Annotated in this window: 19 protein-coding genes; 8 read left to right on the plus strand and 11 right to left on the minus strand. The window is 32.4% G+C overall.

Annotation, left to right across the window (positions count from 1 at the left end; translation table 11 throughout):
- Positions 1-61: 61 nt before the first annotated feature.
- The 3 genes from truA to MKD52_RS05735 form a co-directional block, all read right to left on the minus strand.
- Positions 62-784: a tRNA pseudouridine(38-40) synthase TruA gene (gene truA / locus MKD52_RS05725; RefSeq protein ID WP_242099574.1), complete on the minus strand. Its 723-nt coding sequence runs from the start codon at positions 782-784 to the stop codon at positions 62-64.
- Entirely contained in the window at positions 785-1810 is a 1026-nt protein-coding gene (locus tag MKD52_RS05730; protein ID WP_112056583.1) for an LptF/LptG family permease, read from the minus strand. It abuts the gene before it with no gap.
- A gap of 77 nt (positions 1811-1887) precedes the next feature.
- The gene (locus tag MKD52_RS05735; protein ID WP_242099575.1) at positions 1888-2610 is read right to left on the minus strand and encodes an A24 family peptidase; all 723 of its coding nucleotides are present in this window, start codon (positions 2608-2610) and stop codon (positions 1888-1890) included.
- 51 nt (positions 2611-2661) lie between these two features.
- On the opposite strand from MKD52_RS05735, the gene nadD reads away from it, so the two are divergent.
- Together nadD and rsfS are read left to right on the plus strand one after the other, a co-directional pair.
- Complete coding sequence (nadD, locus tag MKD52_RS05740) at positions 2662-3237, plus strand: nicotinate (nicotinamide) nucleotide adenylyltransferase (protein WP_112056581.1); 576 nt, start codon at positions 2662-2664, stop codon at positions 3235-3237.
- On the plus strand, positions 3216-3566 hold the full coding sequence (rsfS, locus tag MKD52_RS05745) for a ribosome silencing factor (protein ID WP_112056580.1): 351 nt from the start codon (positions 3216-3218) through the stop codon (positions 3564-3566). Before nadD ends, rsfS begins: the two co-directional genes overlap by 22 nt.
- Before the next feature lie 59 nt (positions 3567-3625).
- Here rsfS and MKD52_RS05750 read toward each other — a convergent pair whose 3' ends face one another.
- The 7 genes from MKD52_RS05750 to MKD52_RS05780 are packed head-to-tail and all read right to left on the minus strand — an operon-like array spanning position 3626 to position 9732.
- Positions 3626-4378 (minus strand): SDR family NAD(P)-dependent oxidoreductase, encoded by a 753-nt coding sequence (locus tag MKD52_RS05750; RefSeq protein WP_242099576.1) that lies wholly within the window; start codon positions 4376-4378, stop codon positions 3626-3628.
- A gap of 13 nt (positions 4379-4391) precedes the next feature.
- Positions 4392-5693, minus strand: a complete 1302-nt coding sequence (locus MKD52_RS05755) for a hypothetical protein (RefSeq protein ID WP_242099577.1) — start codon at positions 5691-5693, stop codon at positions 4392-4394.
- Positions 5677-6054, minus strand: a complete 378-nt coding sequence (locus MKD52_RS05760) for a YkgJ family cysteine cluster protein (RefSeq protein ID WP_112056577.1) — start codon at positions 6052-6054, stop codon at positions 5677-5679. Before MKD52_RS05760 ends, MKD52_RS05755 begins: the two co-directional genes overlap by 17 nt.
- Positions 6048-6740 carry a methyltransferase gene (locus MKD52_RS05765; protein ID WP_242099578.1) on the minus strand — a complete coding sequence of 231 codons (693 nt, stop codon included), beginning with the start codon at positions 6738-6740 and terminating at the stop codon, positions 6048-6050. Before MKD52_RS05765 ends, MKD52_RS05760 begins: the two co-directional genes overlap by 7 nt.
- The gene (locus tag MKD52_RS05770; protein WP_112056575.1) at positions 6741-7241 is read right to left on the minus strand and encodes a hypothetical protein; all 501 of its coding nucleotides are present in this window, start codon (positions 7239-7241) and stop codon (positions 6741-6743) included.
- Positions 7208-7765: an LPP20 family lipoprotein gene (locus MKD52_RS05775; protein ID WP_112056574.1), complete on the minus strand. Its 558-nt coding sequence runs from the start codon at positions 7763-7765 to the stop codon at positions 7208-7210. Before MKD52_RS05775 ends, MKD52_RS05770 begins: the two co-directional genes overlap by 34 nt.
- Positions 7766-7800: 35 nt before the next feature.
- On the minus strand, positions 7801-9732 hold the full coding sequence (locus tag MKD52_RS05780) for a 6-hydroxymethylpterin diphosphokinase MptE-like protein (RefSeq protein ID WP_242099579.1): 1932 nt from the start codon (positions 9730-9732) through the stop codon (positions 7801-7803).
- A 133-nt stretch (positions 9733-9865) separates the two neighbouring features.
- On the opposite strand from MKD52_RS05780, the gene MKD52_RS05785 reads away from it, so the two are divergent.
- The 3 genes from MKD52_RS05785 to MKD52_RS05795 all read left to right on the plus strand — a co-directional run bounded on the left by MKD52_RS05785 (position 9866) and on the right by MKD52_RS05795 (position 11957).
- Positions 9866-10420, plus strand: coding sequence for an rRNA adenine N-6-methyltransferase family protein (locus MKD52_RS05785; protein WP_112056572.1), 555 nt, complete (start codon positions 9866-9868; stop codon positions 10418-10420).
- A gap of 66 nt (positions 10421-10486) precedes the next feature.
- Entirely contained in the window at positions 10487-11416 is a 930-nt protein-coding gene (locus tag MKD52_RS05790; RefSeq protein WP_112056571.1) for a ribose-phosphate pyrophosphokinase, read from the plus strand.
- Positions 11388-11957, plus strand: a complete 570-nt coding sequence (locus MKD52_RS05795; RefSeq protein WP_242099580.1) for a peptidylprolyl isomerase — start codon at positions 11388-11390, stop codon at positions 11955-11957. The genes MKD52_RS05790 and MKD52_RS05795 overlap by 29 nt, the downstream gene beginning before the upstream one ends.
- A 117-nt stretch (positions 11958-12074) precedes the next feature.
- Here the strand turns inward: MKD52_RS05795 and MKD52_RS05800 are convergent, their stop codons facing one another.
- Positions 12075-13484, minus strand: coding sequence for a hypothetical protein (locus MKD52_RS05800; protein WP_242099581.1), 1410 nt, complete (start codon positions 13482-13484; stop codon positions 12075-12077).
- A 151-nt stretch (positions 13485-13635) separates the two neighbouring features.
- On the opposite strand from MKD52_RS05800, the gene MKD52_RS05805 reads away from it, so the two are divergent.
- The 3 genes from MKD52_RS05805 to MKD52_RS05815 form a co-directional block, all read left to right on the plus strand.
- Positions 13636-14283 carry a uracil-DNA glycosylase family protein gene (locus MKD52_RS05805; protein WP_242099582.1) on the plus strand — a complete coding sequence of 216 codons (648 nt, stop codon included), beginning with the start codon at positions 13636-13638 and terminating at the stop codon, positions 14281-14283.
- The gene (locus MKD52_RS05810; protein WP_242099583.1) at positions 14270-15499 is read left to right on the plus strand and encodes a hypothetical protein; all 1230 of its coding nucleotides are present in this window, start codon (positions 14270-14272) and stop codon (positions 15497-15499) included. Before MKD52_RS05805 ends, MKD52_RS05810 begins: the two co-directional genes overlap by 14 nt.
- Positions 15486-15707, plus strand: a 222-nt coding sequence (locus MKD52_RS05815; RefSeq protein WP_242099584.1) for a YgjP-like metallopeptidase domain-containing protein, incomplete at its 3' end; no start/stop codon positions are given. The genes MKD52_RS05810 and MKD52_RS05815, both read left to right, overlap by 14 nt.

Consider the following 15707-nt stretch of genomic DNA (forward strand, 5'->3'; position numbering starts at 1 on the left):
ATTTTAAATTATAACAAATCCTTATTGTTTTTAGTGAATACTAAAAACAATTCTTATCATTTTAATAATCCACGCGACTCAAAAATAAGCCATTAGAAGGTGCAGGGACACTAAAGATTTTCTCACCAAGAAGTTGTCTCTTTAAATCCTCTATTCCCAAATTCCCCTTATCAATTTCAAGCAAAAATCCAACCATAAGCCTAATTTGTGAGCGCAAAAACCCATTTCCCCAAAAAGAAATCAAATAAAAATCTCCTCTTTTTACAAGCTTTGCGTGAAAAATCTCTCGCACACTACTCTCACACCCACTACCACCATTTTTCATAAAAGCCCCAAAATCATAAACGCCCCTAAAAGCATTCAAAGATTCTTGCACCAATAATGGATTTTTCAAAGGATAAAAATGTGAAAACAAAACCCAAAAAGGTGAATACTTTTGAGAAAGCACATAGCAATACCCTCTTCTCTTTACACTAAAGCGCGCATGAAATCCGCTCTCTACTTGCCAAATTTGCTTAATTTTAATCCTAGGATAAAGTTTTGTATTTAAAAGCTGTTTTAATCTATCAAAATCCCTATGAAACTCTGGAATATCAACAGAAATAACTTGCGCACTAGCATGCACACCCTTATCAGTTCTCCCACTCCCCACACAAAGATCAAAAATCCCAATGCTTCTAAAAACTTCTTCTAAGACTCCGCAAATTGTAACTTGATCCTTTTGTCGCTGAAAACCAAAAAAATCTCCGCCATAATAAGTAATCCGCATTGCAACTTTTATCATCTAATAATACTTTTTAATCACTCTCTCAAAAAGCAAATAACCCAACAAAAGCCATATTATTGGAAATATAAACATTCCTAAAAGCGGTAAATAATTTGCCATTAAATACATTAATGCATAAAAAATCCCAATCACTCCCATTGCTTGTAAAATAGTATAATTTTTTTGATAACGCGGATTTTTTATTCCCAAAAGCGGAAAGAAAAATAAACTAACTAGTGGAAAACAAGACATTATAACATACATACTTAAATTTCTTAAAGTCTTTTTTTGTCGTTCATTTTCATAAAAAGCCCTCTTCCAATAACCAATCACTCCCAAATCCACTTCATCAATAGCAGTAATGCTACTACGAATTATCAAAGTATCAAACAAAATCTTCTCAACAAAATCTTCCTTAGGGCGATAAATCGATCCTTTTTCTAAAATTGCCTCCACAACCCCCATTTGATTAACAATCTTTGCATTATCCGAAAAGATCATTCCGCCTTCTTTGGCAAAAGACAATAAAACAATATCTTCATAGCTCAAATCTTCCTTACTCTTTTGCACATACACAAGCCAATCTCCAAGCTTCTGCCCAAATTCTCCTGCTTGAAGATTAATATTAATGCTATTTTTACGCTCTTCTAAAAACTGCCTATAGGCTGTATCACTTAAAGGAGTTAAAACCAAGGAAAGAATAAAAAGTGAAAAGCTCACTAAAATAGCAATGGGTAAAAAAATCTTAATAATTCTACTTGGATTCATTCCCAAAGCAAATAAAACTGGTAATTCATAATCAAAAGAAAGCCTTGAGAGAGAAAGCGTGCAAGCCACAAAAAAACTTAAAGGTATCACAAAAAAAATCATTAATGGCAAAGTATAAAAATATAAAGAAAGTAGCTCAAAAAAGCTAATTTTCACAACAAAAGTAACACCCGCAATGCGAATAAAAATCACCACAGAAGCAATGAAAAATAACACAAAGAAAATAGGAAAGAAAATTTGTGCAAAGCTATGGAATAAATAATTTTTGATTCGCAAAAAATATCCTAATTTAAGTTTTAAAAGTCCATATTTTACACAAAATACTCTAAAAATTTACAAAAAACATCAAAAGATTATAATACATATTTTAATAAAACCGCACTACAAAATCCCAAAAACAAAAATGGCACAAAAGGCAACATTGATTTTTTGCTTAACAAAATCCATATAAGCCCATAACAACTCCCAATCACAATAGACAATCCCCCCAACAAAACACCCAAACTCGCTCCAAGTGTTCCAAAAACAACAATATCGCCCTCCCCCATCACTTCTTTTTGCAATAAACTCCCTATAAACAACCGCAAGAAACTTGCAAACCCCATAAACAAAAGTGCATTTAGGCAAGATTCAGCAAAAAGCTTTTCAACAAAAAAAGATTCCCCAAAAAACCCACCAAAACAAATTGCCAATGCAAGATTGAAAAAATTTAAACTATCAGGTATTTCTAAAAACTGCCAATCTATCACACTTAAAACATAAAAAAATAAAAATAAGAAAAATCCAATCACACCCAAGATTCCAAAATAATAAAAACTAAAAACTCCAAAAACTCCACCCAAAACTTCACTAAGCAAATACCACTTAGGAATCTTCTCATTACAATAGCGACATTTGCCACCTAAAATCAGATAAGAAACAATAGGAATTTTATCTGCAAAATAAAGATTTTTCTTACACTTAGAACAAAAAGAAAAAGGTAAAACAATACTCATATTTTGTGGAATCCTAAAAATCAAAACATTAGCAAAAGACCCAAAAATAGCACCTAAAACAAAAGTAAAAACAATCTCCATACAACCAACCTTAAAATATGCTACAATTTTACATTAATTTTTGGGGATTTCATGCAAACAATTGCAGTTTTTGGCGGCTCTTTTGATCCGCCACATTTAGGGCATTTAAAAGTCATACAAACTATTTTTAATTCCTTAGAAGTGGAGAGACTTTTTATTGTCCCTGCTTTTTTAAACCCCTTCAAAAGCCAATCCCTTTTTTCCCCGAAGAAACGCCTAGAGTGGATTAAGATTTTAGTTCAAGATTTAACTTTACCCATCACACTTTTAGATTTTGAAATCCAACAAAACAAGCCAACTCCAACCTATGAAACAATAAACTTCATTCAACAAACCTATAAACCAAAAAAAATCTACCTCATCATTGGCGCAGACAATCTAGAGAATCTCCCTAAATGGTATCATTACGAAAAATTAAAAAATCAAGTAGAATTTGTTATAATTCCAAGATTAAATTACAAAATTGATTCTAATTTTAAAATTTTGCCTATGCAAACTATTTCCATTAGCTCAACACAAGTAAGAAATTCTTTGCAAAAGCAAGATTTTAAGATTCTAAAATCAATTCCAAAAGCTATTGCTCAAGATATTTTAAAGGAATTCCATTGCAAGAAAATAGACAACTAGTTATAGAAAATATCATACAAATCCTAGAAGATAAAAAAGGCGAAAATATTGAAGTCTTTAATTTAAAAAATACTGATTATTTTGTAGATTATGTTATCATCACAACCGCTTTTGTAGATAAACACGCCCTTGCCTTGCTTGATTCATTAAAAAAAGATTTAAAACAAAAAGATGAAACTTTTTTCCATGTTGATGAAGAAAATCCAGAATGGATTGTTGCAGATTTAGGCGATATTATTGTGCATATTTTCACAGAAAATCAACGCAAAAAATTTAACTTAGAAGAATTTCTCTCTAAAATGGCAACACAAAAGAATCAAGAATCTTAAAAAAAGCTACTTGCAATCTAAGATTCTAGTTTCTTATAAGCTTTTTAATCTTAAGTCAATTAGGCTTTGTTATCTTTATAAACATTTAATGCCGCAAAACTTTGCGAAGTTGGCATCATCTCTAAAGTATTAATATTTACGTGTTTTGGCAAAGTTGCCACCCAAAAAACTGCCTCTGCAACATCTTGTGGTTTAAGTGCATTAGAATCTTTATAAAGTGCTTCTACTTGCTTTATATCCCCTTTAAATCGCACCAAAGAAAATTCACTATCACTAGTAAGTCCAGGTTCAATATCGCTTACTCTCACATTTGTTCCTGCTAAATCTGCTCTCAAATTAAGCGCAAATTGTCGCACAAAAGCCTTACTTGCCCCATAAACATTACTCCCAGGATAATGATATCTACCAGCAATCGAACCTATAGTAATAATATGACCGCTTTTTCTCTCCACCATTTGTGGCAATACAAGATGCGTTATGTATGTCAAAGCCTTAATATTTACTTCAATCATCTGATCCCAATCTTCAATATTACATTCACTTGCTCTCTGAAGTCCTAATGCTAATCCTGCATTATTCACTAAAACATCAATTTCTTGATATTCTTTAGGTAGTGATTTTAATCCTAATTTCAAGGCTTCTCTATCGCAAATATCACAAACTATTATTGCACAATTCCCAATTTCTTTTTGTAATGATTCTAATTTTTCTTTGCGTCTTGCTAGAGCAATTACCTTATGCCCATTTTTTGCAAAAATCTTTGCAATCTCTCTACCAAAACCAACAGAAGCTCCTGTTACTAAAACAACCATTTTACACTCCTTTTTATTGAATTTTACATTGCTGTATTAATTTAAAATGCTCAGAAATCTCTTTTTCTTTTTGAATATCCTCTTGCGCAATTTCACCTATAACCATTTGAGCATTTTTGCAATCATTAAGTTTATAATAACCCCACGCTAAAGAATCTAAAAAGTAAGGATTCTTTGGTTCTTGCTTCAAAGCTTCTTGCACACATTGCATCCCTTTTTTTATATCCAAACTATGATCAATTAGCAAATATCCATAATAATTCCAATATAAAGCATTATTGGATTTTTTTACCACCTCTTCAAATTTATTAGTTACTTGCCTTAAAAGTATTATGTTATTGCGATTCTGCGCATTTTCATAAATCAACATTGCTTCTAAGGCAAGATAATCTACATTACCATTTTCTGCATAGAGTTTTTGCAATAGCGCTATAGCCTTTTTATGTTCTTTTGTAAGGCGATAAATTTCCAATAAAAATTCATCTCTTGATTGAATATTTGGATTTTGCTCCAAAAATTTTCTTGCTTGATTAAAATAATTACCTTTAAAATAAATCTCTAAAACAAAACGAGCATATTTTGAATCGTGAGTTGCTTTATAGAGATTTTGATAGATTCTTGCTGCATCAAGAACTTTTTTCTCTTCTAAATAAACTAAAGCTAGTCTCTCTCCAATATTTTGTGAAATTCCATATTTTTTAATATGTTCTTCATAAACTCCAATTGCTTTATTTTTATCTTTCAAAAAAAGTAAATAAATTGAAGCGAGTTTATTAGCAATCTGTTCATTTCCACTTAGCAAATAAGATTCTCTTAAATAGGCAATAGCTTTTTGATAATCATTTTGCAAAAAATAAATCGAAGATGCAATTTCTAAATTTTGAGCGCTTCTATCTTGTTTGAGTAGGTCTTGAATCTCTTGATTAGCTGCTCTAAAGTCTCCCATATTCCCTAAAATCTCAATCAATACTTGCTGCATTTCCTCATCTTTAGGGTATTTTTTTTGGTATTCCAAAGCTATTTTTTTAGCCTCATTCCACTCTTCTTTAAGCATTAAGATTCCAATGATTTCTTTTAAATAGGCTTTATCTTGTGTTAATTCATAAGCCTTAGTTAGATTTTCTTTAGCTAAATCATGAAGCTTTAAATCCAAAGCTGCATAAGCTTGCATAATATACATATCTTCTAAATTTTCAATTTCTTTGTAAGTGTTATTAGAAAAATCAATTTGCATTTTAGGCAAACAACCCACCAAAACTAAAAACAAACAGATTCCACTTACCAAAATAATTAAAATTTTATTTTTTAATAACACCGATACATTCCTCTATCAAAGTTTCAAAATTTTCTTTATAACAATCCCAAAATGGAAATTTGATGCATTGTTTTGGGCGATTCTCGTAAATTTGACATTGTCCTTTTGTTTCATCAAAAAAGATACAGGCATAACCTTCTCCTTTTGCTTCCTTTTTTTCAATTAAAGAATAACGATAGCCAACCTTTTTAACATATTTTAGAGCAAAACTCTCAAAATCCATTTGGAGTGATTTTGCTATTTTTTGAATTTCATTTGGAGTTACAAAAATATAACCACTTTCTCCCTTGCAACATTTTCCACCGCACTCTTGACATTTTGTGAAATCAAAATCAAATAAAAATCCCTCTGCCTTTAGCATTTAATACTCCAAGTATGAGCGCACTTATAAATTTCTTGCACTTCTTTTGAAAATTCATTATTCCAATGCGTTAAAAGAGGAGGCAAGATTCGCATCTGACTTTTAGAATTCTTTTTTGCCCTACAAAGTAGCAGTGTTGCTTCCTCGCTCTCTCTAGGATGCACATAGCGCACCACAATGGGTCTAATTTTAAATTCAAATAATATACCAAAAACCTTAAAACTTTCCCTGCTATCATAGCAAAAAATAAATTCCCCTTGCGGTTTTAACAAGGTATTTATTTTTTTAACCATAGCGCTAAAGGGTAAATTTTCTTCATATCTTGCAAGGCAAATATCACTATTTTTACTTCGAATCACGCCATTATGATAAAAGGGAGGATTACTAAGAATATAATCAAACTTCAAATCTAAAAAATCATATTCTAAAAAATCCCCGCCTATCAAATTAGCTCTAATTTTATTTACTCTAAGATTATGTTGGCACAGCTCTAGCATTTTGGGATTTTTCTCAATCATAGCTAAATTCATTTCCACTTCTCTTGCACAAAGAAGTCCAAGCACACCACTACCAGAACCCACTTCCAAAACCTGCTTTTTAGGCTTAAGAGATTTTAATGCAAAATCATACAAAAATAAAGTATCACTATTATAACAATATCCCTCTTTGGGCTGATAAATTTGCATTTAGATTCCTGAAATAATAAGAGTAAAGCCACTATTAAGCTCTTTAAAAGAGATCATTTGGGCTGTAACTTGATAGGTTATTTGATAATTTATATCATTTATTCTTTGTTCATAGCCTTCATTAAAAACCACTTTATTTTTCCCTCCTAAGATCTCTTTGCCTTCTAAAATAGCTTTAAAATCCAATTCCAATAACCCATCATTGCCAAAAAGTTTTCTAGTTATCGTATTTTTTGCATAACATTGTTGATTAAGGCAAATACGATTCTTAAAAACCAAAAATTCTAAAAGTAAATGCCCTGCATTAAAAATTTCCAAAGAAATGTCGCCATTAGAATAAGATTTTATCAATCCCGCATCATAGAATCGAAAATCTTTTGTAGAAAAAAAGATAATTTTAGGAGTAGTTTTCTCTAGGCTTAAAGAGGGCTTAGCACACCCCCCAAGCACTACAAGTAATAAGAAAATTAAAAATTTTCGCCTGTTAAAATACGATACCATCTTTTTCCATCAAGCTTTAATTCCATATTAACTTGGCACAAACCATCTTTATAAATAGTCTCGATAATTTCAGCATTTCTAATCACTGCCATTACTTTAGTTTTTACCGTAGAGTTCTTTAATACCATATCTCTAACGGTATCTTGTGCATTTACTCTGATCCCATACATTTTCTCACCAATCTGTCTATATGCATCAACAATTGCCGCTCTTTTAGCTAAGGCTAAGGCTTGTGCAGGAGAAAGTGTTGATTCTGGAGCAACACCCATACCTATTGCGCTAATTTCAATAATACTAGAAGGTGTGATAATAGGTGCATTTGGAATCACAATATCATCGCCACCAACTTCTATACCTTGTAAATTTGTTGGCACATTAGAATTTCTATTTGTCTGCAAACTTACATTGCCAATAGGGCTAACTTCAGTTGTTGTAGTTGTAGCTGTATTAACTTGCGCAGCAAACAAACTTGTCCCAAAAAGCATTCCTGCTAAAACTAATGAAATCGTTTTTTTTGTTACCATTTCAATCCTTTGAATTTTATTTAAAATACATTACCCTATAAAGCAATCTGCGTTCCAATTATTGTTTCCCTTAGATTCTCCACCATTTTTTCCATTGCCTTACCATACAATTCTCCTGCTTTTCTCCAAAGATCTTCCATATTATCATAAGGCAAATGCAAACTACCCAACACCAAATGATAAAGAAAATGACTTAAAGTCCCTCCAAATAAAATCCCTATAAAAGCATTTTTCTGGGAAGTTTGTGCGATTACCTCAAAGATTTTATCTACCGCACTAAAAAGACTTTTTTTGTTACTTACTTTTGCTTTAAATAAATCTCCAATTGTGTTTTTAAAAGCAAGAATCTCAAAAATATAAAGCTGAGAATCTCTAGTATAAAATTTCTCTGCTTTAGGATCTTTAAAAAGTGATTTTAGTTGCTCCAAAGCCTCCTTTTTGTTGATTTCTTTTAGCTCAAAATCTTCATAATGTATGGGAGTAGCCCCTTGAATATAAGCACCATCATTTAAGTTTAAAATATTAAAAGGCTTAAGGGTTCTAAAGGCTTCTTCTAGCGCATTTCTCGAGAGAGAATAAAGAGCATCTGAATAAATATCCTCACTAAAATTACCCCTTACTTGATAAGCGCCTTGTGGAATCTCTTCTTTTTCTTCTCCATAATAAGAATTTTTGGCATGTTTCTTAGCGCCCTTTTTATACCCACAATCAAGCCCACACAAAATTACATCACTACCTAAATAACTCGCCAAAGAGGCTCCAGCATTCCCCACTAGCGGTGCTGTAAATTTGACTTTAAATTTGGGCTCATTTAAATTTGCAGCACTAGAACCATCTCTTTCAAACAAATAAATTTCTTTTGCTAATTCTTTAGCTTCTTTAGTTAGCACTGAAGCACAAAGCAAGGGAATATCACCAAGTGGAGCTTCCCTTAAAACCTCCCCCAAATAATGATGCCTTTCAATTTCAATTTGAAAATCTGGTTTGATTCCAGCAGCCAAAAGTGGTTTTAGCGCTGTTCCACAACTAAAAAGAATCATTTTATTTTGATTAGTCTTAATAAAAGGGAGTAAATAATCTAAACTTGGTCCATTAGCAATCACGCAAATAGGAGCATTAATGCGTTTTGGCTCCACTAACATAGGCAAAAGTGGAAAACTTTTTTTATTTCTAATTCCTATCATTTCATCCTCATAAGTCCCCCAACCCCTAAGAGATTGCAAGTGCAATTCATGCACAATAGATCGAGCACTCATATTAAGAGGAGTTTGATACATCATTAATTCTAAACGCATCACAGAAGTGCTGATTCTTCGCATCAAAAAAAAGCTTAGAGCATAATCTTTTTTCATCAAGCTTTCAATAAAAATGTATCCACCCTTATTTTCTGTCTTGTAAAATAAAGTTGCAAAATCTACAAAAAAACAAGCAATTCTAAACAAATCTAGTGATTCTTCAAAAATAAAAAAATTGTTAAATTTATTGTATTTCTCCACTAATGCTTGCAAGAAGATTCCACCCCCAAGCCCAAAAAGACTAATATTGGGCAAAAAATCTGAAGGCAAGTGGTAAGAATCAACACCGCCATTTTGGGCTACAAAATCCAAAATTCCATTAACCAAAATTGAACTATAAGGAAAATCTTCATTCATTATAGAAATATCGCTACCATAGATACGATTCCACTTTTCATTAATTGGCGGATTAAAGGCACAATTTTTATGCACCAAAAGCATCGTTGAATAACCCTTATCTAAGGGAAACATCAAAGAGTTATTAAGTGTGCTAATGATATTTAAGCCTTCTTTACCAATGTAGAGCTGATATTCTTTAAAGGGCTCTTGCAAAGCTGCAAAAAGATTAGGATAATTAGCTTGAAAAAAATTCAAATTTTCCTTAAATCTTTGAGAGCAAAATGCTTCAATCTCCTCACAACTACTCTTTTCTAAAAATTCTATAATTCCCATTCTTTACTCATTTGAAGATTATTTTACTTTAAAAACTTTATATTTTCTTGACAAATTCATAACAATAATTTTGTTATAATACAACATAGTTTCTAAAAAATACAATTTTACACTATAAATATTAAGGCAATCAATGCTTTTAGAATTTTTAAAACACCCAAAGCACACAGGCTCTCTTTATTCTAGTTCCCAAGCCCTAAGTCAAGCTATAGTTAGCAACATAGATCTTCAAAACGCAAATTACATTGCCGAAATTGGTCCAGGCTTAGGCGCTTTTACTCAAAAGATTCTCAATCTCAAATCTAAAGAATCTCATTATTTTGCCATTGAAATTAATCCTCACTTTGTTAAAAAACTCCAAGAAAAATTTCCCCATATTGAAATAGAACACAAAAATGCCAACAGAATCCTTTCAATTATGCGCAATAAAGATATTCAACATCTTGATGTTATTGTCTCTGGAATTCCCTGGAGTTTGCTTAAATCAAAAGAACAAGATTTGCTTTTAAAAAATATTCATCAAGCCCTAAAAAAGGGAGGAAGTTTTTCTACCTTTGCTTATGTGCTCCCCACTCCTAAAGCCTTAAGCTTTAAAAAGAAACTTCGAAAATACTTTTCTCATGTCAAAACTTCCCCTATTATTTGGAATAATCTACCACCTGCTTTTGTTTATTATTGTAAAAAGTAATTTTTCTTAGTTTTTTAAATTTTAAAAGACTATAATTACACTTTTAAATCTTTTCAAAGGTGTCTAATGCAAAATTTTAAAATTTTTAGTGGGAATGCGCATCGTGAGTTTTCCGAGAAAGTCGCAAAAAGTCTTGATGTGGAATTGTCTAATGCTGAAATTACGCGTTTTAGCGATGGAGAAATTAATATTAGGCTTTGTGAGAGCGTAAGAGGAAAAGAAGTCTTTGTGATTCAGCCCACTTGTGCGCCCACTAATGATAATTTAATGGAGCTACTTATTATGGTTGATGCACTCAAAAGAAGTTCTGCGGGTTCTATTAATGTTATTATGCCTTATTTTGGCTATGCAAGACAAGATAGAAAGGCTGCTCCAAGAGTGCCAATTAGCGCAAAATTAGTCGCAGATTTGTTGCAATGTGCTGGAATCACGCGCCTTATTACAATGGATTTACATGCAGGGCAGATTCAAGGCTTTTTTAATATTCCTGTGGATAATCTCTATGGTTCTATTGTGTTAAAAAATTATGTTGCTTCCAAAAACTTCCCAAACCCAATCATTGCTAGTCCTGACATTGGCGGAGTAGCTCGCGCAAGATACTTTGCAAAACTTTTAGGGCTAGAAATTGTTATTGTAGATAAAAGACGCGAAAAGGCAAATGAAAGTGAAGTGATGAATATTATTGGAAATGTAGAAGGCAAAAATGTCATTTTAATTGACGATATGATTGACACTGCAGGGACTATCATAAAGGCTGCAGAAGCTTTTAAGAAAAATGGTGCAAGTAGTGTGATTGCATTAGGCACACACGCAGTTTTTAGCGGTCCTGCTTACCAAAGAATCCAAGAAAGCTCCCTTGATGAAATTATTATTACAGATACTATCCCCCTTAAAGAAAAAATAGAAAAAATTAAAGTCGTAAGCGTAGCACCTTTGTTTGCTGAAGTTATTAGAAGGATCAATCACAATGAAAGCGTTAATTCACTTTTTATTTAAGCTTTTTCTTTGCTACTTTATTTTGGGAGTTTCACTCAATGCTGCAGAATCTAAAAAGATTCAAGCCATTTTAGAAACAACTTCAGGAAAAATTACTCTAGACTTATTCCCAGAAGTGGCGCCAAAAGCTGTGGAAAACTTTGCAACACACATTAATAATGGATATTATAATGGCACAATTTTTCATCGCACGATTCGCAAATTTATGATTCAAGGTGGCGATCCAACAGGAACAGGCAGTGGTGGAGAATCCATTTGGGGAGAAGATTTTGAAGACGAAATTGCTCAAGGCTATGCCTTTGATAGAACGGGGATTTTAGCTATGGCAAATTCAGGACCAAATACCAATGGAAGTCAATTCTTCATCACCACCACAAGAACACCCCATTTAAATGGACTACACACAATCTTTGGAGAAATTAGCAAAGACAATCAAGAAGAAAGCTTCAAAACTCTAAGAAAAATTGAGTATTCTCCCACTAATTCTCAAGACAAGCCCCTCAAAGAGCAAAAAATTATTAAGGCTTATATTATTCAATAATCCACAAGAAAGCCTAAATAATTCCCCTATTTAAGCTTTCTTTTATAAAGCAATAAGATTCCCATTATCACAGCAAAAAACACAATTTCTATCAAGAGATTTTGATAATTTTCCATTTTAAACATTCAATAAAAGATTTTGTAAAATTTTATCACTTTTAAGCAAATTCTCTCTCTTAGAAAACTCCAAAGAATCTAAATAATTTTCATCTTGTAAATCTCTAGCGACTTCTAACCATTCTTTGATTTCTTCTTTATTAGTTACAACTTTTGCTTGTGATTCTTGAGATTCTTTTACCTCATCTTTTTTTTCTTGCTTTGGCTCTTTTGTTTCTTCTTTAGCACCCAAATTTAGCAAAATATTATTAAGCGATTCCTCAATATTTTCAACTTCAAGATTGAATTTTTGTATCACAAAAATATCTAGACTTTTAGAATCTTTGCTAGTTTGAAAAAGCATAATTTCATTTTTATCCCCCATAATTTCATTAAGACTTAAAGCACCATCTAAGTTACTATCTTGCGAGATAGAATGATTAATATAATCTCCCAAATTATCAATAAAACCAACTTGTTCTAAGAACTTCATTTGTTCATCTACACTACCTGGAATCTGCTCAGCTATAGAATGGTATTGCCCATCTTTTAAAGAAACAAGGCTATTTAAGTGAATTCCCTCTTCTAAGCTAATTTTTCCATCACCATCTACATCGCCCTCTAAATAACCCATACCATAAGCAGCATCATAATACCAACCCTTTACATAATCACTTGCTACTTCTAAACTTCCAAACTTTTCATTTAGTTTTTTAGCGTTTGCTTCACTTAAAGGAATAGCAACCTTTTTCCCGCTTACCTCATCAATAAAGCTTATTGCATTCTCCCCCACACTCTCCTCTGCATTGATTTCTAGAGGATTATAAGCATTTTTGACCTCTTCACTCACATTTTGTGGAACTTTAGAACTTGTTTGAACAAGTGTTTTTTCAAAAAAATTCCCCACAGAAGTGGAAGTTGCCATTGTAGATTCTTGATTTTTACTTGTAAGACTTTCCTTAATCTCTTGCCTGATTTTTTCTTTTTCTTTAGCCTTACTTGCCTCATATGCTATTTTATCAAGTGTTGCTAGATGTTGGTTATTTTGCATTTCTTCATCTAAGGCAAGTGGATTTGGGATTGCATTTTTAGAATCAAATACACTATTTTTTGCTGCTTCTTGCGATTCTCCTCCCTGCCCTAACATTGATAATGCACTAGACTGCCCCTCTTTGGCACTCTCTAAGCTATTTTTCAAAGCCTCTACATTAATTTCTTTGGCAATTTTAGGCGAAATACTTCCGTTTTGCTTAAGTTGCGAAATCGCCTCCTGCATTAATTTTTGTTTCTCAAAATATTTATCTTGACTTGAAGTTGTGCTTAGTCTTTTGTTTTCTTTGCTTCTTGAAGCCCAATTTTGCTGAATCTCTTGTGAAAAAGTTACACCTTTAATATAAGAAGAATAATTTCCTCGTGCATCAATATAATACATTGTTTTCTCCCAAATGTTACTCTATCCTTGAGAAAGAAATTTCGTTCCTATGGCATTTTACAAGCAATTTTTATTCCTTATTTAAAAATTATCTACCTTTAATTTTTTTAACTTTATAATTCTACTTTTATTTCAAAATTTTAGGATTTAAGTGCAAACACTTCAAAGGGCATTACTTTTACAAAAACTTTATTTATTAAAATCCATTGGTTTTGATTATTGTAATTTGCAATTCCAAAAACCCTTACAAACTCAATTCCCAAGCCAAAGCCCAAAGAATCTTAATCAAATCATCAAAGAATGCCAACTCTGCCCACAAAAACTCTCCCCACCACACACAGGACTTTGCAATCCACGCTCAAAACTGCTTTTTTTAACTATGACGCCTCTTTTAGATTTGCAAATGCGCTTTGTCTCTAAAGGTGCGTTAATGTTAAAAAAAATTATCGAAAATGTCTTTGCACTCCAATTGCAGGAAGTCTCCATTCTCTCACTTCTTAAATGTGAGATTCCCAAAAATACACAAGATAAATGCGCTAAAAACTGCATGGGCTATTTCCTTAAACAATTAGAATTTTCTCAAAGCAAAATCATTGTAATTTTAGGCGAAGAAGTCTATAGCGCCCTAACTCAAGACAAAACTCCCTACAAAGACATACAAGGCAAATTACTCAAATGGAACGGCTTAAAACTTTTTCCGACCTTTTCACTCACCCAGCTCTTAAGGCAACCAGAGCTTAAAATACAAGCTCATAAGGAATTTTTAACCCTTAAAAAGGATTTCTATGAAAACAATTAATAAAATCTTATTGCTATGGCTTTTACCAAGCCTTATTTTTGCAAGTGGAAGATACCCATCACCTCTCCCCACTCCTAGCACAGAAATTTTAAATATTGAAACCCAAAAATGCAACACAAGCTGTTTGGAGAGATTATTAGAACAAGGACAAGTCTTTTCTTTTATTGCTAATTTCACACAAGACAACCAAAATCAAACCCTACTTGAATCGCTTAATGCGCTAATGAGTGCTTTAGATATTTCTCAAATTCCTTATTTTGAAAATTCCAAACAATCATTTTTTAATATCGCACTTTTATTTTCTCGCAAAGACATTGGTGCTTATTCAGCCTCAACTACTAATGTGATTCTAAGTTATCTACTGCACCAAAACAAGCCCTTTAACTTCGAAGTCTTTGATAGCAAAAGCGAATCTGCACAAGATCTGCAAGTTACTATTGATGCGATTCACTCTAAAGGTTACCGACAAATCATCGCAATTCTAACTTACAATGGCGCTAATAATCTTAACACACTTAAAATTCAAACCCCTATTTTTATACCCAGTGTGCATTCCTCTCAAATCACAACCACCCCACTTCCAAACATTATCTATGGGGGCATTAGCTATGAAGAGCAAATCCAAGAACTCTCCAGATTTAATCCACAAAGCAAAGCGGCTAGTTTTTATGATTCTAGCTACATAGGCAATCAAATCCACCAAAGCGTCTTAAAATATAATCCCAACATTGTTTATTCAACTGCTTTTAATCTTAAAGATAATTCCAATTTTACAAAAACCGCAAGAACGCTCAAGCCCTTACTAGAGCATTCACGAATTTTTCTTAATACACCTGTGATTAATTCAAGCATTGTCCTTTCACAACTCACTTATTATAGTATCGCAACTGAAGGTGTCTATTCCACACAAATCAACTACAGCCCAACACTTCTCTCCATCACACAACCCAAAGATAGAAAAAAAATGTATATTGCAAACTCAATTCAACCTTTAGATGATTTACTAAGCGAAGAGAGTAAAATGCTTAATGCGGATTTAGAATACGATTGGATTAATTACGCCACTGCTTTTGGGATTGAATATTTTTATCGCAAAAATACCCCTAGCGCAAAGGATTATTTCAAAGAAAATATCAAGGACAATCAAGTTCAATATAAAATTGAAATCCTATCGCCCATTAACAATCGCTTTGTAAATTCTAATGCTTCCTTTTAAGCTTAAGATTATTCAAAAGCGCAATTACAAAAACCTAAGAATGTCTTTTAGAGATTCTTCTACCTTGCTAATTAGCGCCCCAAAACACTTTACCAAAAAGAGATGTTTAGAGTTTTTAAAGCAAAATCAAAGCTGGATAGAAGAACAACAACAACTTTGGAATCAAAGGCTAAATCTAAAGCTACCTAATCATCAAATATTTCTTTTT

This window comes from Helicobacter sp. CaF467b (assembly GCF_022664765.1).
GTDB classification, from domain to species: Bacteria; Campylobacterota; Campylobacteria; order Campylobacterales; family Helicobacteraceae; genus Helicobacter_D; species Helicobacter_D colisuis.

What these genes read in the sequence shown, in the direction of transcription:
- truA (WP_242099574.1), bottom strand. Translation starts at nt 784, where the DNA reads ATGATAAAAGTTGCAATGCGGATTACTTATTATGGCGGAGATTTTTTT.
- MKD52_RS05735 (WP_242099575.1), bottom strand. Translation starts at nt 2,610, where the DNA reads ATGGAGATTGTTTTTACTTTTGTTTTAGGTGCTATTTTTGGGTCTTTT.
- nadD (WP_112056581.1), top strand. Translation starts at nt 2,662, where the DNA reads ATGCAAACAATTGCAGTTTTTGGCGGCTCTTTTGATCCGCCACATTTA.
- MKD52_RS05750 (WP_242099576.1), bottom strand. Translation starts at nt 4,378, where the DNA reads ATGGTTGTTTTAGTAACAGGAGCTTCTGTTGGTTTTGGTAGAGAGATT.
- MKD52_RS05760 (WP_112056577.1), bottom strand. Translation starts at nt 6,054, where the DNA reads ATGCTAAAGGCAGAGGGATTTTTATTTGATTTTGATTTCACAAAATGT.
- MKD52_RS05765 (WP_242099578.1), bottom strand. Translation starts at nt 6,740, where the DNA reads ATGCAAATTTATCAGCCCAAAGAGGGATATTGTTATAATAGTGATACT.
- MKD52_RS05770 (WP_112056575.1), bottom strand. Translation starts at nt 7,241, where the DNA reads ATGGTATCGTATTTTAACAGGCGAAAATTTTTAATTTTCTTATTACTT.
- MKD52_RS05775 (WP_112056574.1), bottom strand. Translation starts at nt 7,765, where the DNA reads ATGGTAACAAAAAAAACGATTTCATTAGTTTTAGCAGGAATGCTTTTT.
- MKD52_RS05780 (WP_242099579.1), bottom strand. Translation starts at nt 9,732, where the DNA reads ATGGGAATTATAGAATTTTTAGAAAAGAGTAGTTGTGAGGAGATTGAA.
- MKD52_RS05785 (WP_112056572.1), top strand. Translation starts at nt 9,866, where the DNA reads ATGCTTTTAGAATTTTTAAAACACCCAAAGCACACAGGCTCTCTTTAT.
- MKD52_RS05790 (WP_112056571.1), top strand. Translation starts at nt 10,487, where the DNA reads ATGCAAAATTTTAAAATTTTTAGTGGGAATGCGCATCGTGAGTTTTCC.
- MKD52_RS05795 (WP_242099580.1), top strand. Translation starts at nt 11,388, where the DNA reads ATGAAAGCGTTAATTCACTTTTTATTTAAGCTTTTTCTTTGCTACTTT.
- MKD52_RS05800 (WP_242099581.1), bottom strand. Translation starts at nt 13,484, where the DNA reads ATGTATTATATTGATGCACGAGGAAATTATTCTTCTTATATTAAAGGT.
- MKD52_RS05810 (WP_242099583.1), top strand. Translation starts at nt 14,270, where the DNA reads ATGAAAACAATTAATAAAATCTTATTGCTATGGCTTTTACCAAGCCTT.